Below are 24,381 nucleotides of genomic sequence, written 5' to 3'. Positions count from 1 at the left end.
GTCCGCGACTCCACGACGGCACTTCGTCCCGCACCCTACGGAGATCCCTGCCGTCTACACCTTTCAATTCCGCGATCCGGACGCCGGACGCCTCCCGGGCCGTGGATCTCGGCCCGGGACGGCCCGGCCGCACCGGGGTTCAGCGCTTGACGCCCGTGGCGGCGTACACGTTGATGTCCGCGTCCGTGACGTCGTTGATGTCGCGGTAGCGGACCATCTCGATGTCGTCGAGCCCGGCGAGACGGGCGGGATCGGCGGCCTCCGGCGCGGGCGCGGCCCCGTCGGGGCGCCAGTGGTGCGCGGGCACGACACCCGGCTCGTCCATCTCCAGCCCGCACTCCGTGAAGAACCGCTCGACCTCCGCCCGGGACCGCAGCACGAACGTGAACCCGCGTTCCGTGTAGGTGCGTTGCACGGCCCGGATGTTCTCCGGGTTGAGGTCCTCCGTGAGGTGGGTGAGCACGAGCCGGCTCCCCGAGGGCAGGGCGTCGACCAGCCGGCGCACGATCGGGTACGCCTCCTCGTCCTCGACGAAGTGCAGGATCGCCACCAGCACCAGCGCGACGGGCTCGTCGAGGTCCAGGGTCTTGGCGGCCTGTTCGAGGATCTGCCCGGGCTGCTTGAAGTCCGCGTCGATGTAGTCGGTGCGCCCCTCGGGCCCGCTGGTGAGCAGGGCGCGGGCATGCGCGAGGACCACCGGGTCGTTGTCGACGTACACGACGCGAGAGTCCGCGGCGATGCGCTGGGCGATCTGGTGGACGTTCTCCTGCGTCGGCAGCCCGGTGCCGATGTCGAGGAACTGGCGTATGCCCTCCTGCGCGGCCAGCGTGGTGACGGCGCGGCGCAGGAAGTCCCGGTTGTGCCGCACGTCGAGGTAGCCCCGTGGGTTCGCCGCGAGCGCCGCGGCGGCGGCGTCACGGTCGACGGGGTAGTTGTCCTTGCCCCCGAGGAAGACGTCGTAGACGCGGGCCGGGTGCGCCTTGGTGGTGTCGATCCTCCTTCTCAGCTCGGCGGGGTCCTGGCCGAGAGCATCACCGGGCATGGGGCCTCTCCCTGGGGAGTTCGGTCATCGAACGGGCAACAACCTAACTCCCGAAGGGACTTGATAGTGCCCGCTCCGGCACGACGGCATCGTGCCGGTACGGGCGGGCACTGTCGTCAGGACGGCTCGGAGCCGGTACGTCAGCGGTCGCGTCGTCAGGACGGCTCGGTCGCCGACACCGCGGTGACGGTCACCGTGTCGTCGCACTCGGCCAGGACGCCGTCGTCCAGGGCGACCTGGTGCGAACCGGCACCCGGGAGGCCGACCACCAGGGTCGGGTACGTGACGGGCGTCGAACCGGACTCGCAGTAGCCGTCGGCCTCGCCCTGGACCTGGACGAACGTCAGCTTCGTCCAGGCCTTGCCGCCCGGCGCGAGCAGCACCTTGGACGCGGCGCCCGAGGGCGTCACCGCCAGCGGGTGGTTCTTGTCCGGGGAGCCGTTGCCCGCACCCGCCACGGTCGGGTGGCCCTGGACGGTGCACGGCACGGCGGAGGTGTTGGTGAACCGGACGACCGCCGCGCCGGTTCCGGTGCCGTCGGGCCGGTCCTCGGCCTGGCGCATGGACGCCTCCAGGTCCGACACGCCACAGGCCTTGGCCGCCGCGGGCGTGGACGGCGCGGACGGCGAGCCCGCACCGCCGGGAGAGGCCTTCCCCGAGGGCGGCGTCGACGTGCCGGCGGACGGAGCGCCGCTGGACGCGGCGGGCTCGGCCGGTGGACGCGACGGCGAGGAGCCGGATCCCGCCCCGTCGTCGCCCGGCTGACATGCGGTCATGAACAGGGCGGCCGCCGACACGGTCGCCATCGCCAGCGCCGCCCTGCGGACACCCGTCCTGTACTGCGTCCCGTACTGCATGCGGTCCCCCGAGAGAAGTTCAGGCACCGGTCCTCACCGGCACTCGTCGCTTCAGAGCGCGGGACCGGTTCGCGGGGTTCACCTGCGGGGCGGTCTGTGACACGACGGTGACGGATTACGCCCGTAAGGCTGAAACTCCGGACAATCCCCATGCACGGCGCCGCGTTCCTCCGGCGCACCCGGCCGGCGCCGGCCTAGCCGACGGCCGCCGTCTGCCACTCGCTGCCGCCCAGCGGATAGTCGTACGCCGGCCGTCCCGCGTTCCCGCTCGTGCGGAACACCTTTCCCCGGTCGTCGATCCGCACGGTCCCGTGCCGGGTACCGCTCGACCACTCCAGCTCCAGGTACCAGCCGACGTCGTGCGCCCGCGCGTGCGCCATCACGTAGAAGACCTCGGGATCGGACTCGCTGACCTTGTAGGGGAAGTCGCGCTGGCCGTGCTGCGGCACGACCGACGGGCGCCCGTTGTCGAGGTCCACGCCGAAGGACTTCGTGGACACGTTGCCGCCGCAGCCCACGCCCATCGCGTAGTCGTTCCAGGGGAGCGGGCTGCCCTTGTGCACGACACGCACGTGCAGCGCCTCCAGCACGACGGTCGCCTTTCCGGTGCCCTGGACCGTGAGCGCGAGCATCTGGTCCTTGCCCGCGACGCCGCCCAGCGCGCCGACCCACCCGCGGGCGTCCTGCTCGCCGGGCGGCGGGGGCACCTGCGCGGGCTCCCGGTCCACCAAGTAGTGCTGGCTGCAAGGGTCTTCGAACCGGTACGGGTTGGTGGCGACCAGGGGCGCGGTGCCCTCGTCGGCGCCGGAGCCCGGTGCGGCGCCGCCCGGCGCGGGGCCGGACGCCGACGGGGCGCCGCCGCGCGAGGCCGCCGCCGAGGGCGACGGGTGCCGCGTGCCGGGCGCCGCGGTGGCACTCGCCGTGCCCGTCCCCGTCGCCGTGGTGCCGGGCGTGGCCTCGGCGGACGGCGCGACGGCCCCGGCGGACCGCTTCCCGCCCTGGTCGTCGCCCGTGCCGGGTACGAGGTTCACGACGAGAGCGGCGGCGACGGCAGCGGTGGCCACGGCGGCTGCGGCGAGCACGACGGAGCGTCGGCGCCGGGGCACCCGTACCCGCGCGGGCACGGACCCGCCCGGTGAGCGGGGGAAGGGGTCCGTGGCACCGGAGGAGCCGGCTCCGGCGTCGGCCGTCCCCGGGAGGCCGGCCTCGTCCTGCGCCTCCCCGACGGAGGAAGTCCCCGGCGCGTGAGCCGCCCCCGGTTCCTGCGCCGCCGGCGCCCCGTCGCCCGCCACCACCGTGTCGGCCACCATCATCGTGTCGCCCGCCATCATCGTGCCGGACACCGCCACCGTGTCGGCCGTCCCCGCCCCGTCGGCCACGACCGTCCCGTCGGCCGCTGCTGCCCGGTTCCCGGTCTTCGGCCCACCCGCCGCGGCCGGCGCCGACCCGGTGGAGGGCGCAGGCCCCGCCGACGCCTCCGGCTCCGCCGCTCCCTTGCGGCCCCGCAGCGCGTCCGCCCGCACCCACCTCCGGTGCAGCTCCAGCAGTTCGCCGGGAGTGGCCTTGCACAGCCGGGCGAGCCGTTCCACGGGCGCGTAGTCCGCCGGTACGGCGTCCCCGTTGACGTACCGGTGCAACGTCGACGCACTCACGTGCAGCCGTTTCCCCAGCACCCCGTAACTGAGCCCGGACCGCTCCTTCAACTCCCGCAGAAGCTCCGCGAAATCGTCCCGCGCCACCCTTCCCCCATCCCCCGCGTCCCGCGGCCGCGTTCCAGGGGCATGCCATTCCCCCAGGTCAGACCCCGTACAACCGTTCCGGCGTCCCGAATGCCCCGGTCACCGTGGCGGTCGGGACGGATCACCGCCCAAGCTGTTGTCATCCAAGCACGCCGCTCCCCTCGACCGGTCGAGCGGCCGCTCCAACCAGCCATACCTGCACAGGGGGACCACTCATGTCCGCACGCACCACCCGCACCCGCCTCCTCGCCGCCTCGACGGTCGCTCTGGCCGCACTCGCGCTCTCGGCGTGCGACAACGGGCAGGGCGTACGGGACGAGGGCCCGTCCGCCGCGTCCAAGTCCTCGGCGCAGCCGACCGGTTCGTCGTCCACCGGGGGTTCCGCCGCCGGCTCCACGAGCAAGCCGGCCAGGAGCACCGGCGGCACGACGGGCGGCACGGACGGCGGCACCACGGCCGGCGGTTCGGGCGGTGCCTCGGGCGGCACCTCGGGCTCGTCGGGAAAGACCTCCGGGGGCTCGACGGGCGACGGCAAGGCCGGCGGGTCCACCCGCAACGCCGCCTGCAACGGCTCCAACACGAAGACGACCGCCACCGAAGTCGCTCGCCCCCTCAACCACATGCTCCTCACCGTCACCAACACCGGTTCGAAGAACTGCGACCTGACCGGCTACCCCGTCGCCCGCTTCGGTGAGGCGCAGGCGGTGCCGCCGGTCGCCGAGGAGACCCACCCGCAGGCGGTCGTGACCCTCGCCCCCGGCGAGTCCGGCTACGCGGGCGTGCGCCTGTCCGCGGCGGACGGCAGCGGCGGCAACGGCTACACGGCCAAGACCCTGGTCGTCGGCTTCGACAAGGGCGCCTCCGCCCGCCCCGCGCTCCCCGCGAAGGGTGTGTACGTCGACGACAAGCTCCTGCTCACGTACTGGCAGCAGAGCCTGGACGACGCCCTGACGTACTGAGCACCGACGGGCGTCTTCTACAGCGGCGACGAACAGGCCTACCGGGCGCACCGGGGCACGCTCGCCGCGCTCGGCGGCACTCGCTGGACCGGCACCGACCCGGGCCTGGCCGCGCACGACCTGTCGCTGCTGACGGGCATGTACGGAATGGTCGCGGGCGTGGCCCAGGCGTACGCCCTGATCCGTTCGGAGGGCTCGGCGCCCGGGAGTTCGCGCCGATGCTGTCCGACCGGCTGGTCGCGCCGGCCGGCGGTCCGGTCCCGGGCACCGCGGAGGCCGTCGACAGCGGACGGCATCCCACCGATGTGTCCAGCCTGGCGGTCAGCCGGGCCGCGTTCCCGGAACTCCTCGCGACCGTCGCCGAACAGGGCCTGCGCACCGAACTCTTCACACCGATGCGGGACCTGCGGGACCGGGCGGTCGCGGAGGGGTACGCCGACGACGGGCTCTCCCGCCTGGTGGACCTACTGACGGCCCAGCGTCCGGGCGACCTCGGTGGCCCAGTAGGTGAGGATGTTCTGCGCCCCGGCCCGCTTGATGCCGGTCAGCGCCTCCAGGATGGCCTTGTCCCGGTCGATCCAGCCCTTCTCCGCGGCGGCCTCGATCATCGAGTACTCGCCGGAGATCTGGTACGCGGCGACGGGCACGTCGACCGCATCCGCGACGCGCGCGAGGACGTCCAGGTACGGGCCGGCCGGCTTGACCATCACCATGTCGGCGCCCTCCTCGAGGTCGAGGGCCAACTCCCGCATCGCCTCCCGCACGTTGGCGGGATCCTGCTGGTACGTCTTCCGGTCGCCCTGCAGCGAGGAGCCCACGGCCTCGCGGAAGGGACCGTAGAACGCGGACGAGTACTTGACGGTGTACGCCAGGATCGAGACGTCCTCACGGCCCATCTGGTCGAGCGCGTCGCGGACGACGCCGATCTGGCCGTCCATCATCCCGCTGGGTCCCACCACGTGCGCGCCGGCGTCCGCCTGCACCTGCGCCATCTCGGCGTACCGCTCCAGCGTCGCGTCGTTGTCGACGCGGCCCTCGGTGTCCAGGACCCCGCAGTGCCCGTGGTCGGTGAACTCGTCGAGGCACAGGTCCGACATGACGATCAGGTCGTCGCCGACCTCGGAGCGGACGTCGCGCAGCGCGACCTGGAGGATCCCGTCCGGGTCGGTGCCGGCGGTTCCCTGGGCGTCCTTGTCGGCGTCGTCCGGCACACCGAACAGCATGATCCCGGAGACCCCGGCCTCCAGCGCCTCCACGGCGGCCTTCCGAAGGCTGTCACGCGTGTGCTGCACGACACCGGGCATCGCCGCGATCGGCACCGGCTCGCTCACGCCGTCCCGCACGAACGCGGGCAGGATGAAGTCGGCGGGGTGCAGGCGCGTCTCCGCGACCATGCGGCGCATGACAGGTGTCGTACGCAGCCGCCGCGGCCGCGTACCGGGGAAGGATCCGTACTTCGTCATACCCCCCACGCTACGCCTGCCCCAAGGGCACCTATACCGACGCTTTGTCGGCGTTCGCGACCGCGGGGCGGCCCGGGACCGGCCCGTCGGGCGTCCGGGCACGAGGGCGTCCGGGCCGCGGCCGGGGCGCCGGGGACGGCAGCCTCGTGTCCACGGGACGGGCGGGGGCCGAGGGGGGAAAACGTCCCCCGGCCCCCTGCCGTCAGGTGGTACGGCGGCGCCGCGACCCGGGCCGGCGCTCGCTCGGCCGTGTCACCGGGTCACCGGCGTCCAGCGCGGCGGCCCGTCGGCGCAGCCCGAAGTCGGCCAGCGCCTCCGCGAGCTTGTGCACCGACGGCTCGGGTGCCATCACGTCGACCCGCAGTCCGTGCTCCTCCGCCGTCTTGGCCGTGGCCGGACCGATGCACGCGATGACGGTTACGTTGTGCGGCTTGCCCGCGATGCCCACCAGGTTCCGCACGGTCGACGACGAGGTGAAGAGCACCGCGTCGAAGCCGCCGCCCTTGATGGCCTCACGCGTCTCCGCCGGCGGCGGCGAGGCCCGCACGGTCCGGTAGGCCGTGACGTCGTCGACCTCCCAGCCCAGCTCGATGAGCCCGGCGACGAGCGTCTCGGTGGCGATGTCGGCACGCGGCAGGAACACCCGGTCGATCGGGTCGAACACCGGGTCGTACGGCGGCCAGTCCTCCAGCAGTCCGGCGGCCGACTGCTCACCGCTCGGCACCAGGTCCGGCTTCACGCCGAAGGCGATCAGCGCCTTCGCGGTCTGGTCTCCCACGGCCGCGACCTTGATCCCGGCGAAGGCGCGGGCGTCGAGCCCGTACTCCTCGAACTTCTCCCGCACGGCCTTGACCGCGTTCACCGAGGTGAAGGCGATCCACTCGTAGCGGCCGGTCACCAGGCCCTTGACCGCGCGCTCCATCTGCTGGGGCGTGCGCGGCGGTTCGACGGCGATGGTCGGCACCTCGTGCGGTACGGCTCCGTAGGACCGCAACTGGTCGGAGAGCGAAGCCGCCTGCTCCTTCGTACGCGGCACGAGGACCTTCCAGCCGAACAGCGGCTTGGACTCGAACCACGACAACTGGTCGCGCTGGGCGGCTGCGGAACGCTCACCGACCACGACTATCACCGGCCGGCCGCCGTCCGGGGACGGCAGCACCTTCGCCTGCTTCAGTGTCTGTGCGATGGTGCCGAGGGTGGCGGTCCAGGTGCGCTGACGCGTGGTGGTGCCGGCGACGGTCACCGTCATCGGGGTGTCGGGCTTGCGGCCGGCCGCCACGAGTTCACCGGCGGCCGCGGCCACGGAGTCGAGCGTCGTCGAGACCACGACGGTCCCGTCGGACGCGCCGACCTCGGTCCAGCAGCGGTCGGAGGCCGTCCGCGCGTCGACGAACCGGACGTCCGCGCCCTGCGCGTCGCGCAGCGGCACACCCGCGTAGGCGGGTACGCCGACGGCGGCGGCGATGCCGGGCACGACCTCGAACGGGACGCCCGCTGCGGCGCAGGCGAGCATTTCCTCGGCGGCGTACGTATCAAGTCCGGGGTCCCCGGACACCGCACGCACGACCCGCTTGCCGCCCCGCGCGGCCTCCATGACAAGATTGGCGGCGTCCCTCGACGCGGGGTCACCAACGGTTGTTGACGCGCCGTCAACAACCGTCAGCTGAGGCGTGCCCGTGCCCCTGTACGCATCCGGAGAAGTGTCCGGATCGGTGTTCAGCACGGCGACGCTTTGTCTGGCATGCACACGCACCACGTCGAGCACCTCGTGCTCGGCGACGAGAACGTCCGCGTTCGCCAGCGCCTCCACGGCGCGCAGTGTCAGGAGTCCTGGATCCCCGGGTCCGGCACCCAGAAAGGTGACGTGCCCGTGTTCCGGACCGGCGGGAAGGTTGGTGGGGCTCAAAGTGCTCGCTCCCCCATCAGACCGGCCGCGCCCTTGGCAAGCATCTCGGCGGCGAGTTCACGGCCGAGCGCAATCGCTTGGTCATGTGTCTCGGGCACGGGACCGGTGGTGGACAGCTGCACCAGCGTCGAGCCGTCGGTCGTGCCGACGACGCCGCGCAGGCGCATCTCCTTGACAATCTGCCCGTCGGCCAGCAGGTCGGCGAGCGCACCCACGGGTGCGCTGCAGCCGGCCTCCAGGGCGGCAAGCAGGGACCGCTCGGCGGTCACGGCGGCCCGGGTGAACGGGTCGTCGAGCTCTCCGAGCGCTGCGACGAGGTCCGCGTTGTCCGCGGCGCACTCGATCGCCAGTGCCCCCTGGCCGGGGGCGGGCAAAACAGTGTCGACCGACAGGAAGTCGGTGACCTCGTCGATACGGCCGAGCCGGTTGAGTCCGGCGGCGGCGAGCACGACGGCGTCGAGTTCCCCGCTGCGCACGTACCCGATGCGGGTGTCGACGTTCCCGCGGATGGCGACCGTCTCGATCGTCATCCCGTGATTGCGCGCGTACGAGTTCAGCTGGGCCATGCGGCGCGGAGAACCGGTGCCGATGCGCGCGCCCTCGGGAAGTTCGGTGAAGGTGAGACCGTCACGGGCGACCAGCACGTCACGCGGGTCCTCGCGCAGCGGTACGGCGGCCAGCGCCAGGTCGTCGGGCTGCGTGGTCGGCAGGTCCTTGAGGGAGTGCACGGCGAAGTCGACGTCACCGCGCACCAGTGCCTCGCGCAGCGCGGTCACGAAGACCCCGGTGCCGCCGATCTGCGCGAGGTGCTCGCGCGAGGTGTCGCCGTACGTCGTGATCTCGACCAGCTCGACGGGGCGCCCGGTCACCCGGCTGACGGCGTCCGCCACCTGCCCGGACTGGGCCATGGCGAGTTTGCTGCGCCTGGTCCCCAGCCTCAGCGCACCTTCTCGGTGGGTTCGCGGATCACTCATGATCGCCCTCGGTTCCTGGCGTTCTCGTTCTCGTTCTTGGGTTCGTCGTCGGCCCGCGAAACGGAGGCGACCGTCTCGGGGTCCAGGTCGAACAGGGTCCGCAGCGCGTCCGCGTACCCGGCGCCACCCGGCTCGGCCGCGAGCTGCTTGACCCGCACGGTCGGTGCGTGCAGCAGCTTGTCGACGACGCGCCGCACGGCCTGCGTGATCTCACCGCGCTGCTTGTCGTCGAGGCCGGGCAGCCGGCCGTCGAGCCGTGCGATCTCGCTCGCGACGACGTCGGCGGCCATGGCGCGCAGGGCCACCACGGTGGGCGTGATGTGCGCCGCCCGCTGGGCGGCGCCGAAGGCGGCCACCTCGTCGGAGACGATCCTGCGCACCTGGTCGACGTCCGCGGCCATCGGCGCGTCCGCGGAGGCCTCGGCCAGCGACTCGATGTCGACGAGACGCACGCCGAGCAGCCGGTGCACGGCGGAGTCGATGTCGCGGGGCATCGCGAGGTCCAGCAGCGCGAGCACGGGCGCGGGCCGGGGGGCCTCGGCGACGGGCTCGGGCCTGCGGCGCTCGGGGATGCGGCCCGCGGTCGCGACGGCGGAGACCAGCGCGGCGATGGCGTCGGCGTCGCCCTCCGGGTCGAGCAGCGTGGACACGCCCGCTTCGTGGACCGTGGCGGTGCCCGCGACGGCCGGACGCTGCGCGCGGCCCGCCGCGTCGCCCTTGTCCACCCATGCCGCGTGCTGCTCCAGCTCGGCCGCGGCCATACCGGCCACCGCCGCCTCGCCGAGCACCGAGAAACCGGCCGTGCTCTGCACTCCGGGCAGGTCGAGGGGGCAGCCCTCCTCGGCGCCGGCCGGCGCGAGCGGGGCGCCCGGCTGCGCGACGCGGGCCGCGGGTGACGGCGTACGGGCGGACTCGGCACCGGGCACGGACAGTCCCGTGCGGCCCTCCACGGCCGCCGCGACGGCCTCGGCCGTCAGGACGAGCCCGGTGGCGCCGGTGCAGGAGACGGCGATGTCGGCACGTGTCAGCTCGACCGGTACCGACTCCATCGGTACCGCGCGGGCCGACACGTCCGTGTCCTCGCTGTCGGTGAGGATCCGGGCCAGGCGCTCGGCACGTTCGAAGGTGCGGTTGGCGATCACGATCTCGCCGACCCCGGCGCGCGCGAGGGTGGCCGCGGCCAGCGAGGACATCGAGCCCGCGCCGATGACCAGGGCCTTCCTGCCCTTGGCCCAGGCCTCGACCGCCGCACCGGCGGACAGCTGCTCCAGGCCGAAGGTGACCAGGGACTGGCCCGCACGGTCGATGCCGGTCTCGGAGTGTGCGCGCTTGCCGACCCGCAGTGCCTGCTGGAACAGGTCGTTCAGGAGACGGCCGGCGGTGTGCAGCTCCTGCGCGGTGGCCAGCGCGTCCTTGATCTGGCCGAGGATCTGGCCCTCGCCCACGACCATCGAGTCCAGGCCGCACGCCACCGAGAAGAGGTGGTGGACCGCCCGGTCCTCGTAGTGCACGTACAGGTACGGGGTGAGCTCCTCGAGGCCGACCCCGCTGTGCTGGGCGAGCAGCAGGGACAGCTCGGCGACGCCCGCGTGGAACTTGTCCACGTCGGCGTACAGCTCGATGCGGTTGCAGGTGGCGAGCACGGCGGCCTCGGCGGCCGGTTCGGCGGCGAGGGTGTCCTGGAGCAGCTTGACCTGCGCGTCCGCGGACAGTGCGGCGCGTTCGAGGACGCTGACCGGAGCGCTGCGGTGGCTCAGCCCGACGACGAGGAGACTCATGCCGGCATCACGGCGGGGACGTCCCCGTCGGGTCCCTTCTCGTCGTCGTCCTGGTGGGCCGCGGCCACGGCACCGGCCTGCGACTCGGCTTCCTCGCCGGCCTTGCGCTGCTCGTGGAACGCCAGGATCTGCAGCTCGATGGAGAGGTCGACCTTGCGCACGTCGACGCCGTCCGGGACGGACAGGACGGTCGGCGCGAAGTTCAGGATGGAGGTGACTCCGGCGGCGACGAGGCGCTCGCAGACCTGCTGGGCGACGCCCGGCGGGGTGGTGATCACGCCGATGGAGACGCCGTTGTCGGAGATGATCTTCTCGAGGCCGTCGCTGTGCTGCACGGTGATCCCGGCGACCTGCTTGCCGGCCATCTCGGGGTCGGCGTCGATCAGCGCGGCGACCCGGAAGCCACGGGACGCGAACCCTCCGTAATTGGCCAGCGCCGCGCCGAGGTTACCGATACCGACGATCACAACCGGCCAGTCCTGGGTCAGGCCCAGCTCGCGGGAGATCTGGTAGACGAGATACTCGACGTCGTACCCCACGCCACGGGTCCCGTAGGAGCCGAGGTACGAGAAGTCCTTGCGCAGCTTCGCGGAGTTGACCCCCGCCGCGGCCGCGAGCTCCTCGGAGGAGACCGTGGGGACCGAGCGCTCCGACAGTGCGGTGAGGGCTCGGAGGTACAGCGGAAGCCTGGCGACGGTGGCCTCGGGAATCCCTCGGCTGCGGGTCGCCGGTCGGTGAGTTCGGCCAGTTGCCACGGTGCTCCTGCGGGTAGAGCGGGGCTGCAGGCGGTCACACGTACCTAGACCGCCCCGTCGAATGCAGGCTATGTCTTTGTGAACGCGTGCACAAAGATGGTGTCCGATTTGCCCGGCCAACGTGACCGGGGTCACGCGCGCCCGGCGCACACGTATGGAACCGGCGCACACGCATCTTCGTTCGGCACCTGAAGGGGGCAAAACCGCACACTCTCCTCAACGCATCCCGCCCCCGAGACCAATCGCCGTCGATCCTAGGCGACTTTCCGGACCACTTGGACTACCCAGTCAGGTCACATCGAGGTCACGGCGCGCCCACGGCGGGGCGGCACCGGCGTTCCCGCACGGGGTCCGCCGGGTGAATTCACCGTGTGAGGGCTTTGCGTAGACGCTCCTCGTCCACCCGCCAGAAGGTGTGCTGCGCGCCGTCCACCAGCACCACCGGGATCTGTTCCCAGTACTCGCGGTGCAGCGCCTCGTCCTCGGTGATGTCCTTCTGCTCCCAGGGCACGCCGAGGTCACCGCAGACCTTCTCGACGACCTGCTGTGCGTCATCACACAGATGACAGCCGGGCTTCCGGATCAGTGTGACGAGCCGGTCCTGGGGGTCCTTGCGTCGAAACATGGGACTCATGTCGGCCATTCTCGCCCCACGCACGGCGACACGGCCCCTCGGCGGGCACATCCGCGGCACCTCTCCTGAACACCCGCGGAGCCGCTCCGGCGCACCGGTGGGAGCACTTCTTTAACGGCTCGGTCGCGGAGAGTTCACAGCGCCGAATCCTCTCGACTCCGGAACCACCGAACAAACTGGCTATGCTCACGCCATGGCCGCTCTCGGATGGCTCACTCCCCGTAGGCGCTCCGCCACGGCGCGGAGCGTGTTGGCAGGCGAGGCCTCTGCGGAGGCCGCGCGCAAGTCCTCGCAGGAACTGTCCTCGCAGGAACTGGAAGAACCGGCACCCGACACCGCCGCGGAGGAACCGGAGTTCCCGGTCCTCGGCGACGACAGGGCCGCCGCGTTCTTCGACCTCGACAACACCGTGATGCAGGGCGCGGCCCTCTTCCACTTCGGCCGGGGTCTGTACAAGCGGCGGTTCTTCGAGACGCGCGACCTCGTCCGATTCGCCTGGCAGCAGGCGTGGTTCAGGCTCGCCGGCGTCGAGGACCCCGAGCACATGCAGGACGCGCGCGACTCCGCGCTGTCGATCGTCAAGGGACACCGCGTCTCCGAACTGATGTCGATCGGCGAGGAGATCTACGACGAGTACATGGCCGAGCGGATCTGGCCCGGCACCCGCGCCCTCGCCCAGGCACACCTCGACGCGGGCCAGAAGGTGTGGCTGGTCACGGCCGCGCCGGTGGAGATCGCCACGGTGATCGCCCGCCGCCTCGGCCTGACCGGCGCCCTCGGCACCGTCGCGGAATCCGTCGACGGCGTCTACACCGGCAAGCTGGTCGGCGAGCCGCTGCACGGCCCGGCGAAGGCGGAGGCGGTCCGCGCCCTGGCCTCGGCGGAAGGCCTGGACCTGTCCCGCTGCGCCGCGTACAGCGACTCCCACAACGACATCCCCATGCTGTCGCTGGTCGGGCACCCCTACGCCATCAACCCCGACACCAAGCTGCGCCGGCACGCCCGGGACTCCGACTGGCGCCTGCGCGACTACCGCACCGCCCGCAAGGCCGCCAAGGTCGGCATCCCCGCCGCGGCCGGAGTCGGCGCGGTGGCCGGCGGCACCGCGGCCGCCATCGCCCTCCACCGCCGCCGCCGCTGACCCACCCCGACGCCACAGCCCCGGCCCTCCAGGCCGGGGCCGTCCGCGTTTCCCGTACGCCGCCGCCGACTCCGGGCACTTCCGTCGGACGCCGGAGAGTCCCGGCGCGTCCGACACCGGAGAGCTCCGGCCCGTCCGGCGTTCGCCGCGCGCCTTTCCACCCGGCCGGTGCGCAAGAGTTCCGGCCCGTCCGGCGTTCGAGGACGAGGCCGTCCAGGCCGACCGTACTTCTGGGGGCGGATCCTCCAGAAGTACGGGACGGTCAACGGGCGGAGGGGGCGCGAACCGCCCGGGCCGGCCACCGTGCCACGCCCAATTCAGCGGGTTCTACCCGCACAGCCCCGCCGCCAGTCCCCTTGCCGCGAGACGGCCACAACACGCCCCGCACTCAGACGGAACACGAACTAATCCGATCAACAACTGTTCACCACCCGGCACTTGAAAAGGCCTCGATCGGTAACAGAAGCGACGTAATCGATGATTTGAGCAACTGGGTGTAGCGCTGCCTGTACGAAGCGTTATTCTCCTCAGACGCAAACCGGTACCCCTCCGTCGCCACGACGGGTGAACGGTCCCGCACTGCACGTGATGGAAGCTCTGCCTCTGGGAGTCCCGTGTACTCACACGTCGGGGTTGACGCCTCGGGCCTGGCTACGCTGCGCGCAACGGTCCTGGACCGTCTTCGCGGCTTCGTCCCCACCGCGTACGCCGTACCCGCCCTCGCCGCCCCCGCGCCCGTCGGCCCCTGCTACGCACTGGCCGACGGCAACGCGGCGGTCGGCAGACGGGGCCGCTCGAGCTCGGCCACCACCGCACGCCGCCCGGCGGCGGACAGTGACAGCGCCAGGATGATGGACCTCGTGGAGCGCGCCCAGGCCGGCGAGGCCGACGCGTTCGGACGGCTCTACGACCAGTACAGCGACACCGTGTACCGCTACATCTATTACCGGGTGGGCGGGAAGGCGACCGCCGAGGACCTGACGAGCGAGACCTTCCTGCGGGCCCTCAGGCGCATCGGCACCTTCACCTGGCAGGGCCGCGACTTCGGCGCCTGGCTCGTCACGATCGCCCGCAACCTGGTCGCCGACCACTTCAAGTCCAGCCGATTCCGGCTGGAGGTGACCACCGGGGAGATGCTCGACGCGAACGAGGTCGAGCGCTCCCCCGAGGACTCCGTCCTGGAGTCCCTGTCGAACGCGGCGTTGCTCGACGCCGTCCGGCGCCTCAACCCGCAGCAGCAGGAGTGCGTGACGCTCCGCTTCCTCCAGGGGCTCTCGGTCGCCGAGACCGCCCGGGTGATGGGCAAGAACGAGGGCGCCATCAAGACCCTGCAGTACCGGGCCGTCCGTACCCTGGCCCGGCTGCTCCCGGACGACGCGCGCTGAAGCCGTACCACCCATAGTGATCCCACACGTTCAGCGACGATCAACTCACCGTCTGTAAGAGTCTGTTGACTTCGCGGTCCGATCATCCGTCGTCCGTAACCCAAGTGCCGCGACGCTCGTTGTGCGGGATACAGGCTCCCTGTGGTCACCCCTTGGCCAGCACTGATCACTCGATCGTGTGGATGTGGTCAGGGAGTGCAACCCTCAGGACCCCCTGGGGAGTCGACCGTCATGACGAGAGGAGGTGCCGCCAGTGATCGCGAACGTATCGGCACACCGGCGGGCGAACGCCTTCGCCCAGGCTCTGGAGGAGCAGTCCGAACAGGGCCCGGCGGCCGAGCAGCCCGATGGATGGGCACCGTCCCCGGCTGCTGCGGAACGGACCGAGGAGGGCCTGCTCCTGGCCCTCGCCACCGGTCTCGGCGAGCTGCCCAAGCCGGAGCTGGACCCCGAGGTCAAAGTCGTGCAGCGAGCACAGCTCGTCGCCGCGATGGAGGCCATGCTGCTGGAGGGCACTGCCGGAGGCGAGGGCCGCGATCCCGCGGTGCCCGAGCAGCGGACCCACCGGGCCAAGGGCGCGCACCGGGCGAGCGGGCTGGGCAAATTGCGACCGCGGTCCCGGCTGTCGAAGGGGTTGGCCGCGGGCGGGCTCACCGTGGGTGTGGCCGCGGGAGCCTTCGGCGGCGTGGCCGCCGCCAGCTCCGACGCCCTCCCCGGAGACTCGCTCTACGGGCTCAAGCGAGGCATGGAGGACATCAAGCTGGGCCTGGCCCACGGCGACAGCGACCGCGGCGAGCTCTACCTCGACCAGGCCTCGACCCGGCTGAGCGAGGCGCGGCGGCTGATGGAGCGGGACCGCTCGGGCCAACTCGACCACGAGTCCCTGGGTGAGATCCGCCGTGCCCTGTCGGGCATGCAGCACGACGCCTCGGAAGGCCACCGTCTGCTGCACGAGGCGTACGCGAGGGACGGCTCACTGGGCCCCATCCAGGCCCTGTCCGCCTTCTCCCAGTCGCATCGTGAAGCCTGGGGCGCACTGCGCGACCGGCTGCCCGTGCAGCTCGGCGACGTCAGTGACCAGGTCTCGTCGGTCTTCGACGCCATAGACGAAGAGGTCGGCCCGCTGCGCTCGTTGCTGCCCCCGACTCCCTCCCCGGAGGGCACCGGCCGGCACCGCGGCAGGAGCGAGGAGGCCACCGCCTCGTCCGGGACGGACGCTCCGGCGCCCAGCACCGCCACCAGCGGCTCCTCGGCCGGCGGTCACAGCAGCGGCAAGCCGAAGCCGTCCAGCTCGGACAGCAGCAGCGACGGCCTCATCGGCGGCAGCACGGGTGGACTGCTGGACCCGCCCAAGGACACCGCCAGTTCCTCACCGTCCGGCAGCAGGAGCACCCCGGCGAGCGAGCCGGACGTCACCCTGCCCCCGCTCCTCCCGGGCCTCCTCCCGGGCCTGGGCATCGACAGCGAGGACGACAAGTAACGCACTACGCGGCTGGGGGCGCCCTTCTCCGGAAGGGCGCCCCCAGCCGCGTACAGGCGCGCGTACGAACCGGTCCCGCCGAAGGACTCGGCAGGACCCGAACCACTCAGAAGAACACGGACCGCCGCTGCACCAGCAGCTTGTACAGCGTGTGCTGGATCTGCTCCCTGACCTGGTCCGTCAGGTTGAACATCAGCATCGGGTCCTCGGCCGCCTCCGGCGGATAGCCGTCCGTGCGGATCGGCTCACCGAACTGGATCGTCCACTTCGTGGGCAGCGGAATCGCACCGAGCGGCCCCAGCCACGGGAAGGTCGGCGTGATCGGGAAGTACGGGAAGCCCAGCAGCCTCGCGAGGGTCTTCGCGTTGCCGATCATCGGGTAGATCTCCTCCGCGCCCACGATCGAGCACGGGATGATCGGGGTGCCCTGGCGCAGGGCGGTGGAGACGAACCCGCCGCGGCCGAAGCGCTGGAGCTTGTAGCGCTCGCTGAACGGCTTGCCGATGCCCTTGAAGCCCTCCGGCATCACACCGACCACTTCGCCCCGTTCCAGGAGCCGTTCGGCGTCCTCCGCGCACGCCAGGGTGTGACCGGCCTTGCGCGCCAGCTCGTTGACGACCGGGAGCATGAAGACCAGGTCGGCGGCGAGGAGCCGGAGGTGCCGGCCGGCGGGGTGGTTGTCGTGCACGGCGACCTGCATCATCAGGCCGTCCAGCGGCAGGGTCCCCGAGTGGTTGGCGACGATCAGTGCCCCGCCCTCGGACGGGATGTTCTCGATGCCCTTCACGTCGACGCGGAAGTACTTCTCGTACAACGGCCGGATCAGCGACATCAGGACCTGGTCGGTGAGTTCGGCGTCGTAGCCGAAGTCGTCGACCTCGTAGTCACCGGTCAGCCGGCGGCGCAGGAAGGCCAGGCCTCCGGCGATACGCCGTTCCAGGCCGCCGCCGTCCTGTGGCTGCTGGGGTGGCTGTTCCTCACGCGTCACAGGAACATCATCCTGTGGGACGGCCGGGCCCGGCAGGGGCTGGACCTCACGAACCACCACGGGCTCGCCCTTGCGCCGGCTCCCCGCGGCCCGGCGCCGCTGCGGGCGCTGCATCGCAGCCCCACGCGACCGGTCGTCATCGAACGGAATGACTTTGGCGTCCGCCATCGTTGATGCGCTCCTCAGTTGGCGCTCTGCGTCGGGGGGTGGCCGCCGCCCAGGACGGGCAGCGCGGCGATCCGGTCGACGGCCCCCGCAAGGGCCTCGGGGGGCAGGAGTCCGGGCCCCCGGCTGCGGGCGAAGTCCGCGAAGGTCTCCGCGGTCGTGTACTTCGGCTTGTAGCCCAGCGTTTCGCGCATCTGGTTCGTCGACACGACCCGGCCGTGCGTGAGCAGCCGCAGTTGCTCCGGCGAGAAGTCCGTCACGCCCAGGGTACGCACGGCCGTGCCGGCCCAGCTGAGCGCGGGCAGCAGCAGCGGCACCGTGGGCCGGCCGAGACGTCGCGCGCACTGTGAGAGCAACAGGACGCCGTCGCCCGCGATGTTGAACGTGCCGCTGTTGAGGGTGCCGCGCTCCGGCTCGTGCGAGGCGAGTCGCAGCACCTCGATCACGTCGTCCTCGTGCACGAACTGCAGGCGCGGGTCGTAGCCGAAGACGGTCGGCAGCACGGGCAGCGAGAAGTACGAGGCGAGCGGCGAGTCCGCGCTCGGCCCGAGGATGTTCGCGAACCGCAGCACGCACACGGCCACATCGGGCCTGCGGCGCGCGAACCCGCGTACGTAGCCCTCGACCTCCACGGTGTCCTTCGCGAAGCCGCCGCTGGGCAGCGACTTGGGCGGGGTGGTCTCGGTGAAGACGGCGGGGTCGCGGGGAGCGGAGCCGTACACGTTGGTACTGGACTTCACGACGAGCCGTTTGACCGTCGGGGACTTCTGGCAGGCACCCAGCAGTTGCATGGTGCCGATGACGTTGGTCTCCTTGACCGTGGTCCGGCTGCCGCCGCTCAGCGCCGTACCGGTCACGTCCATGTGCACCACCGTGTCGACGGTGTGCTCGGCGAGCACCCGCGCGATGGCCGGCTGGCGGATGTCCGCCTGCACGAAATCGGCGCCGCCGAGATGATGCTCGGGCGGGACCGCGTCCACGGCGACCACCCGGTCGACCTGCGGGTCACGCTGGATCCGTCGCACGAACCGGCCCCCCAGTTGGCGGGCCACTCCGGTCACGAGCACGACCTTCCCCAAGATCAGCGCCTTCCTTCCAGAACTGGACGTAGCTCTGCGCGTACCCTGCCGGGTTCCCCGTGTGCCGCCAACTTAGCGGTTGGATGTTGCGCTGTGATGACCGCCCGATGCATGAAGTGACGACAGCCACAGACGTACGACCAGACCCAGCCATTCGGCCTAAGGCTCACACACGTCCACGCCCCGCACCGGACCGGCCCCGAACCCGGGCCGGATCGACGCCCGCGGGCCGCGAGGACAACCCGCCCGCACGTCCGCGAGGACCCGCCCGCAGGCACATCCGCGAGGACCCGCCCGCAGGCCGCCCGGACACGCACGTGGCCCCCCACCGTCCGGTGGGGGGCCACGTCATGCGCTTGTGCGGCGCCGCTTACTTCTTGTTGCGACGCTGAACGCGAGTGCGCTTGAGCAGCTTGCGGTGCTTCTTCTTCGCCATCCGCTTGCGCCGCTTCTTGATAACAGAGCCCACGACTACCCTCGCTCACTTCTCTTTACTCGGTGCTGGGCTGCATGGGCCCACACGACCTATGAGGGGCCAGCCTACCCGTCCGAGCGCCGAGGTCGTAATCGAGGGGTTCCGGGAGATCTCCATCGATCCCCCGGAAACGCCGTCAGGCCGTCTCCACCCCCACATAGCTCTCACGGAGGTACTCGTGAACCGCTTGCTCCGGCACCCGGAAGGACCTCCCCACCCGGATGGCCGGCAGATGACCGCTGTGCACCAGTCGGTACACGGTCATCTTCGACACTCGCATCACCGAGGCGACCTCCGCCACGGTAAGGAACTGAACCTCGTTCAGAGGCCTCTCGCCAGCTGCAGCCATGACACACCTGAACCTTCCGCACTCGACGGCCACCGGCTTCCCCTTCCGGTGACTCTTCGTCGTTGCGTGCTCACTCCCCAATGTAGGGGCGGGTGATGCGAGTGGGGAAGAGGGGATGCCATCGGCCGCCTACTGTGACAGACACGCTCGATTGAGTACATAGCGAGTAAGCGGTCGGTAGTAATCAGACCGCACAGCGTCATCAAGCGGAACGACGACGGACACCTGCCCCTCTGCCTCTCCGACGAAGAGCGCAGGATCGTCCGTATCGGCCAGCCCCATCGCCTCGAACCCCAGCTGACCTGCCCCGCAGACCCATCCGTGGTCCCCGATGACCAGCTCCGGGAGGGGGCCGCCGGCCTCCGCGGCGGCCGCCAGAGCGGTCCGAACCGGGAGCGGCGAGTGGGTGTGCGCGCCGGTCGCACGCCCGGTGGCCTGCACGCCTGGTTCGCGCACCAGCGCGACACCTTGTACGTAGTCAAGGTTGTACGTGCGTAGGCCGAACCGGGTCGTTATGTCGACACAGCTACCCTGCGCGGGAGTGAGGACCGCACACCCCGCCGCCGACAGGGCGTCCGCGAGAGCGGCGTAGAAACCGATCAGCCGGTGCGGATGGCCGGTGCCGAGGAGCACCGGAGCACGGCTGCGGGCCGCCTCGCCGAGCCGCTGCGCGAAGGCGTCGAGCGCCACCAGGGTTCGCTCCGGATCGATCACATCATGCCCTGAAGTGTGCGCGGGATCGGCCGAAACCCCGCACTTGTCTGCCATCAGCTCGATCAAGTCCTGCTGCCGCCAGGTCCATTCGGGATCGAGGCCGAGCAGCATCCGGGGATCGCGGGCAGCGAAGAGCCGATAGCTGCGCAGGCTCTCCTCGCGCGAGGTGGCCACGGGCCCGGCCAACCGGGCGGCCAGCAGGTGTGCACGCATTGCTCCGGTGCTCAACACGTCAGCGATGCTGGCGCATCCACCGCCGCCGCAAGCCCAAAACGCAGAAAATGCCCCACAGTTGGCCTAATGGGGCCACAGGGCCGGCACAGCTTCCGGCCGGAAGTCGGCGAGTCGCCCTAGGCCAGCAGACCGCGCAGCGGGAACACGGCCCTGCGGGTGGCGACGATCGCCTGGTCCAGACGGTCCGCGGGGTCGTACCCCGCCTCCCAGTCCTTCCAGGGCACGGGCCAGCGACCGTCCGTCATCCGCGCCGGCGCCAACTGCCGGGCACGGGCGAAGACTTCCTGCCGCCAGCTCTCGGGGATCACCGTCTCGGGTGCCAGCGGCCGGCCCGCGGCGATCGCGACCAGGTGCGTCCAGGACCGCGGCACGACCTCCACCACGGCGTACCCGCCGCCGCCGAGCGCGACCCAGCGCCCGTCCGCGTACTCGTGCGCCAGGTCGTGACAGGCCATCTGCACGGCGCGCTGGGCGTCGAGCGAGACGGCGAGGTGCGCGAGCGGATCCTCGAAGTGGGTGTCGGCGCCGTGCTGGGTGACCAGGACCTGGGGCCGGAAGTCCGCGATCAGCTCGGGCACCACCGAGTGGAAGGCCCGCAGCCATCCGGCGTCCCCGGTGCCGGCGGGCAGCGCGACGTTGACCGCGGAGCCCGCCGCCTTGCCTGCGCCGGTCTCCTCCGGCCATCCCGTCTGCGGGAACAGCGTCCGCGGATGCTCGTGCAGCGAGATCGTGAGGACCCTCGGGTCCTCCCAGAATGCCGCCTGCACTCCGTCGCCGTGGTGCACGTCGACATCGACGTACGCGACACGCTCGGCTCCCAGTTCGAGCAGCCGGGCGATGGCGAGCGCGGCGTCGTTGTAGATGCAGAACCCGGACGCGGCACCGGGCATCGCATGGTGCAGGCCGCCCGCGAAGTTCACGGCGTGCAGCGCTTCTCCGCGCCACACCGCCTCGGCGGCCCCCACGGACTGCCCGGCGATGAGCGCCGACACCTCGTGCATCCCGGCGAACGCGGGGTCGTCCACGGTCCCGAGCCCGTACGACACGTCCGCGGACCCCGGGTCGGCGGACGCGGCCTTGACCGCCTCCACGTAGTCCTCGCGGTGCACGAGCCGCAGAGTGGAGTCCCCGGCGGACTTCGCCGCGACGACATCGACGTCACGGTCGAGCCCGAAAGCGCCGACCAGGCTCCGGGTCAGCGCGAGCCTGACCGGGTCCATCGGGTGCTCGGGACCGAAGTCATAGCCCGTTACTGCCTCGTCCCACATCAGCTGTGCGCGGCCGCTCATGACCGTCACCGTATCGGTTTGGTTCAGGGGCGAACGACCGGGCGTACCCCAGGGTCACCAGGACCAGCACCATCGGTACGAGCATGGCGCCCCGGTAGTTCCAGGCGTCCCCCAGCGCCCCCACCAACGGCGAACCGATCAGGAAGCCCACGTAGTTGAAGATGTTCAGGCGCGCGATCGCCGTGTCCGAGGCACCCGGGAAGAGCCGCCCCGCCGCCGCGAAGGTCTGCGGCACGATCACGCACAGCCCCAGGCCCAACAGCGTGAACCCGAGCATGCCCACCCAGGCACCGGGGGCGACCGCCACGACCGCGAACCCGAGCGCCGCCACCACCGCCCCGAGCCGCACCACGGCCACGGCCCCGAAGCGCCGCACCCCGAAGTCCCCGATCGCCCGGCCCAGCAGCGTCGTCACCATGTACACGTTGTACGGAACGGTCGCCAGCTGCTCGGAGCTGCCCAGCACGTCCTGAAGGTACTTGGCGCTCCAGTTGGAGACCGTCGAGTCCCCGATGTACGCGAACGTCATCACCAGGCACAGCGGCAGCAGCAACTTGAAGACGACGGGCCCGCCCTCGCCCGCCTCCCGCTGCTCGGGCGCGCCCCCGTCGACGTACCAGCGGCTTCCCACGAACGTGGCCGGGAGCAGCACCAGCGCCACCGGCAGGTAGGACACGAGCAGCGAGAGGTGCCAGTGCGCCCCCGCCCACGCGAGCGACGCACCCACGATCCCGCCCAGGCTGTACGCGGCGTGGAAGCCGAGCATGATGCTGCGCCCGTACGCCCGTTGGAGGCTGACGCCGAGCATGTTCATCGAGGCGTCGAGCGCGCCGACCGCGAGACCGAAGGCGCCCAGGGCGATCGCGACCTCCACGAGGTGGTCGCCGGCGCCGACGCCGAGCAGGGCGAGCAGGACGACCGGCTGGGACCAGCGCAGCAGACGGCCGACCGGTATCCGCTTGACCAGGTGCTCGGTGGTCACGCTGCCGACCCCGGCGAGGATGGGCACGGCAGCCAGGAAGACGGGCAGCAGCGCGTCGGATATCCCGTACCGGTCCTGGATGGCCGGGATGCGCGTCACGAGGAGCGCGAAGGTGGCGCCCTGAGCGAAGAAGCTGAACGCCAAAGAGGCCCTACCGCGCCGCAGCACATCTGTCATGGCGGCGAGCGTAGGGCCCCGGCTTACCGGTGGGTAGATCAAGCCGAAGATGAATTTTGCTCAGCTCTTCGGGTGAAGCGGTGGAGCGGCACTCCGTGTGTACCGGGCCGAGCCGGTCGAGGTGTACCGGGCGAAGCCGGTCGAGCGGCTTCTCGGGTGAACCGGGGCGGGCGGCCCCGCCGTTCAGCGGGTCCGGCCGGCCAGCTCCTGCTCCAGCAGCTTCTCCATCGGGACGACCGCGAAGCGCCCGCTGAGGAGGATGGCCAGGCCGATCGTGGCGACCATGACGACCGTGCCGAGCCAGACCATGGTGTCGACCGGCAGCGTGTACGCGCCCACCACCCGCAGCACGCACTCACCGAGCAGGGCCGCTCCCCAGATGAGGGAGAAGGTCCGCTCCGCCTGCCGGAACCGCTCGGAGCCGGCGAGCAGCCGCTCCCAGGCCGCGTTCTTGGCCGCGTCGCCCTTGATGAGGAACGGCTTCATTCCCTGCGTCATCATCGGCCGTCCGAGCCGCACCGACAGCAGGATGCCGATACCGACGACGCTGCTGACACCGCTGTCCTTCGCCAGCATCAGCCGCGGGTCGCCGGCGACCAGGCTGAGGAGCAGTCCGACGACGTTGACGAGGAGGATCAGTCCGGCCAGCCCGTTGAACGTGCGCTCCTTCACCAGGCTCCACAGCGTCCGCACCGCCGGCACCACGCTGCTCCAGGCCAGCGCCGCCACGGTGCTCATCCCGAACCCGTTCTTCAGGAGGTAGTACGACGCCAGGGGCACCGCCACGTCCATGATCAGCGGCAGGAAGCTGGGCTTGGCGGCGGCCGGGCCGGTCGCCGCGACGGCGGTCGCTTCGGTACTGGTCTCGATGGTCGTGGCGCTCATGATCGGGTCCCTCCGTCGTCGCTGTGTACGTCCCGTTTCGATGTACTCAGCTTCGCGGTCGGACCCCGTCCGCCGACAGAAACGATCGTCCGGAGCTCCGCATGACAAATGTCAGTCCCCGCACATGGACGCCGTCACCGGCGACGTCATACCAGCAGGTCAGCCAACTCGCCCATGTCGGAGAACAGTTGGGTGGCGCCGGCGAGCTTGGCGGCGGGTGTCATGGCGGTGAACCCGTACACGTCCATGCCTGCCGCATGCGCCGCCTGCACGCCCAGCGGGCTGTCCTCCACGACGACACACCGCCGCGGCGGTACGCCCATGCGCTCGGCGGCGTGCAGGAACAGGTCGGGGGCGGGCTTTCCCCGTCCCACGTCCTGCGAGCTGAAGACGCGCTCCGCGTCGAACCACTGGTCGAGCCCCGTCTTGCGGTGGCCCACCCGGATCCGTTCATGGCTCCCGGAGGAGGCCACGCAGTACGGCACACCGTCCGCGGCCAGCTTCTCCAGCACCTGCATGGCGCCGGGAACGGGCTCCAACTCCCGCTCGAAGGCGGCGAAGACGCGCGCGTGGAAGACGTCGTCGAAGTCGTCGGGAAGTCGCCGGCCGCTGCGCTCGTGCACGAGGTCGTGGATGCGGTGCATCGCCGAGCCCATGTAGTCCCTGATGGAGTCCTCGTACGAGGTCGGATGCCCCAGCTCGGTGAGATGGGCGGCCAGGATCGTGTTGGAGATCCGCTCACTGTCCACCAGGACACCGTCATTGTCGAAGATCACCAGGTCGTAGCGCATGGGTCGACCCTAATCGACCGCGAAACGTCACACAGGCAGCCCCTAAAACGCAGAAAACCCCGTACCGGTATCCCGGTACGGGGGTTTTCTTCAATATTAGTTCGGCGGCGTCCTACTCTCCCACAGGGTCCCCCCTGCAG

General features: G+C 71.3%; 22 protein-coding genes and 1 pseudogene. 5 read left to right on the top strand and 18 right to left on the bottom strand.

The annotated features are described in order from the left end of the window. Nucleotides 1–139: 139 nt before the first annotated feature. From ABEB03_RS09075 to ABEB03_RS09065, 3 genes are all read right to left on the bottom strand, one after another. Entirely contained in the window at nt 140–1,042 is a 903-nt protein-coding gene (locus ABEB03_RS09075; RefSeq protein WP_345644286.1) for an SAM-dependent methyltransferase, read from the bottom strand. Nucleotides 1,043–1,197: 155 nt separating this feature from the next. Further along, on the bottom strand, nt 1,198–1,926 hold the full coding sequence (locus tag ABEB03_RS09070) for a DUF4232 domain-containing protein (RefSeq protein ID WP_345644283.1): 729 nt from the start codon (nt 1,924–1,926) through the stop codon (nt 1,198–1,200). A 167-nt stretch (nt 1,927–2,093) separates the two neighbouring features. Beyond that, nucleotides 2,094–3,638 (bottom strand): helix-turn-helix domain-containing protein, encoded by a 1,545-nt coding sequence (locus ABEB03_RS09065; RefSeq protein ID WP_345644280.1) that lies wholly within the window; start codon nt 3,636–3,638, stop codon nt 2,094–2,096. A 215-nt stretch (nt 3,639–3,853) separates the two neighbouring features. Here ABEB03_RS09065 and ABEB03_RS09060 point away from each other — a divergent pair, with 215 nt between their 5' ends. Both ABEB03_RS09060 and ABEB03_RS45310 read left to right on the top strand, forming a co-directional pair. Continuing rightward, entirely contained in the window at nt 3,854–4,597 is a 744-nt protein-coding gene (locus ABEB03_RS09060) for a DUF4232 domain-containing protein (protein WP_345644277.1), read from the top strand. Between the two features lie 218 nt (nt 4,598–4,815). After that, a pseudogene (locus ABEB03_RS45310) lies at nt 4,816–5,010 on the top strand (imine reductase family protein); the annotation flags it as partial. Nucleotides 5,011–5,061: 51 nt separating this feature from the next. Here the strand turns inward: ABEB03_RS45310 and hemB are convergent. The 6 genes from hemB to ABEB03_RS09030 form a co-directional block, all read right to left on the bottom strand. Beyond that, a complete protein-coding gene (gene hemB / locus ABEB03_RS09055) occupies nt 5,062–6,060 on the bottom strand; it encodes a porphobilinogen synthase (protein WP_345644274.1) in 999 nt (332 codons plus the stop codon). A 202-nt stretch (nt 6,061–6,262) separates the two neighbouring features. After that, entirely contained in the window at nt 6,263–7,966 is a 1,704-nt protein-coding gene (locus tag ABEB03_RS09050; protein ID WP_345644271.1) for a bifunctional uroporphyrinogen-III C-methyltransferase/uroporphyrinogen-III synthase, read from the bottom strand. Beyond that, on the bottom strand, nt 7,963–8,940 hold the full coding sequence (gene hemC / locus ABEB03_RS09045) for a hydroxymethylbilane synthase (protein ID WP_345644268.1): 978 nt from the start codon (nt 8,938–8,940) through the stop codon (nt 7,963–7,965). The genes ABEB03_RS09050 and hemC overlap by 4 nt, the downstream gene beginning before the upstream one ends. Beyond that, entirely contained in the window at nt 8,937–10,718 is a 1,782-nt protein-coding gene (locus ABEB03_RS09040; RefSeq protein WP_345644265.1) for a glutamyl-tRNA reductase, read from the bottom strand. Before ABEB03_RS09040 ends, hemC begins: the two co-directional genes overlap by 4 nt. Next, a complete protein-coding gene (locus ABEB03_RS09035; RefSeq protein ID WP_345644262.1) occupies nt 10,715–11,473 on the bottom strand; it encodes a redox-sensing transcriptional repressor Rex in 759 nt (252 codons plus the stop codon). The genes ABEB03_RS09040 and ABEB03_RS09035 overlap by 4 nt, the downstream gene beginning before the upstream one ends. Before the next feature lie 364 nt (nt 11,474–11,837). Then, nucleotides 11,838–12,116: a glutaredoxin family protein gene (locus tag ABEB03_RS09030; RefSeq protein ID WP_345644259.1), complete on the bottom strand. Its 279-nt coding sequence runs from the start codon at nt 12,114–12,116 to the stop codon at nt 11,838–11,840. A 184-nt stretch (nt 12,117–12,300) separates the two neighbouring features. Between ABEB03_RS09030 and ABEB03_RS09025 the strand changes: the two genes are divergently transcribed. From ABEB03_RS09025 to ABEB03_RS09015, 3 genes are all read left to right on the top strand, one after another. Next, the gene (locus ABEB03_RS09025) at nt 12,301–13,248 is read left to right on the top strand and encodes an HAD family hydrolase (RefSeq protein WP_051371535.1); all 948 of its coding nucleotides are present in this window, start codon (nt 12,301–12,303) and stop codon (nt 13,246–13,248) included. 614 nt (nt 13,249–13,862) lie between these two features. Then, on the top strand, nt 13,863–14,633 hold the full coding sequence (locus ABEB03_RS09020) for an ECF subfamily RNA polymerase sigma factor, BldN family (protein ID WP_028805573.1): 771 nt from the start codon (nt 13,863–13,865) through the stop codon (nt 14,631–14,633). Nucleotides 14,634–14,886: 253 nt separating this feature from the next. Next, nucleotides 14,887–16,113, top strand: a complete 1,227-nt coding sequence (locus ABEB03_RS09015) for a DUF5667 domain-containing protein (RefSeq protein ID WP_345644249.1) — start codon at nt 14,887–14,889, stop codon at nt 16,111–16,113. Between the two features lie 106 nt (nt 16,114–16,219). On the opposite strand, the gene ABEB03_RS09010 is transcribed toward ABEB03_RS09015, so the two are convergent. The 9 genes from ABEB03_RS09010 to ABEB03_RS08970 form a co-directional block, all read right to left on the bottom strand. Then, a complete protein-coding gene (locus tag ABEB03_RS09010) occupies nt 16,220–17,269 on the bottom strand; it encodes a lysophospholipid acyltransferase family protein (RefSeq protein WP_345644246.1) in 1,050 nt (349 codons plus the stop codon). A 14-nt stretch (nt 17,270–17,283) separates the two neighbouring features. Continuing rightward, nucleotides 17,284–18,345 (bottom strand): NAD-dependent epimerase/dehydratase family protein, encoded by a 1,062-nt coding sequence (locus ABEB03_RS09005; protein WP_095935818.1) that lies wholly within the window; start codon nt 18,343–18,345, stop codon nt 17,284–17,286. Between the two features lie 370 nt (nt 18,346–18,715). Beyond that, entirely contained in the window at nt 18,716–18,814 is a 99-nt protein-coding gene (locus tag ABEB03_RS09000) for a 30S ribosomal protein bS22 (RefSeq protein ID WP_003948845.1), read from the bottom strand. Between the two features lie 142 nt (nt 18,815–18,956). Continuing rightward, on the bottom strand, nt 18,957–19,169 hold the full coding sequence (locus ABEB03_RS08995; RefSeq protein WP_004984898.1) for a helix-turn-helix domain-containing protein: 213 nt from the start codon (nt 19,167–19,169) through the stop codon (nt 18,957–18,959). Nucleotides 19,170–19,298: 129 nt separating this feature from the next. Then, nucleotides 19,299–20,114, bottom strand: a complete 816-nt coding sequence (locus ABEB03_RS08990) for a phosphatase (RefSeq protein WP_345644239.1) — start codon at nt 20,112–20,114, stop codon at nt 19,299–19,301. Between the two features lie 119 nt (nt 20,115–20,233). After that, nucleotides 20,234–21,406 (bottom strand): acetoin utilization protein AcuC, encoded by a 1,173-nt coding sequence (locus tag ABEB03_RS08985; RefSeq protein ID WP_345644236.1) that lies wholly within the window; start codon nt 21,404–21,406, stop codon nt 20,234–20,236. Beyond that, complete coding sequence (locus tag ABEB03_RS08980; protein ID WP_345644233.1) at nt 21,357–22,565, bottom strand: MFS transporter; 1,209 nt, start codon at nt 22,563–22,565, stop codon at nt 21,357–21,359. The genes ABEB03_RS08985 and ABEB03_RS08980 overlap by 50 nt, the downstream gene beginning before the upstream one ends. Nucleotides 22,566–22,748: 183 nt before the next feature. Continuing rightward, on the bottom strand, nt 22,749–23,450 hold the full coding sequence (locus tag ABEB03_RS08975; RefSeq protein WP_345644230.1) for a VC0807 family protein: 702 nt from the start codon (nt 23,448–23,450) through the stop codon (nt 22,749–22,751). 146 nt (nt 23,451–23,596) lie between these two features. After that, nucleotides 23,597–24,241 carry an HAD family hydrolase gene (locus ABEB03_RS08970; RefSeq protein WP_345644228.1) on the bottom strand — a complete coding sequence of 215 codons (645 nt, stop codon included), beginning with the start codon at nt 24,239–24,241 and terminating at the stop codon, nt 23,597–23,599. Nucleotides 24,242–24,381: the final 140 nt, after the last annotated feature.

It is taken from the genome of Streptomyces siamensis (assembly GCF_039543605.1).
In the GTDB taxonomy this organism is placed as follows: domain Bacteria; phylum Actinomycetota; class Actinomycetes; order Streptomycetales; family Streptomycetaceae; genus Streptomyces; species Streptomyces siamensis.
The sequence above is the reverse complement of the archived record's forward strand: the minus strand, read 5'-3'. Positions and strand labels throughout refer to the sequence as shown.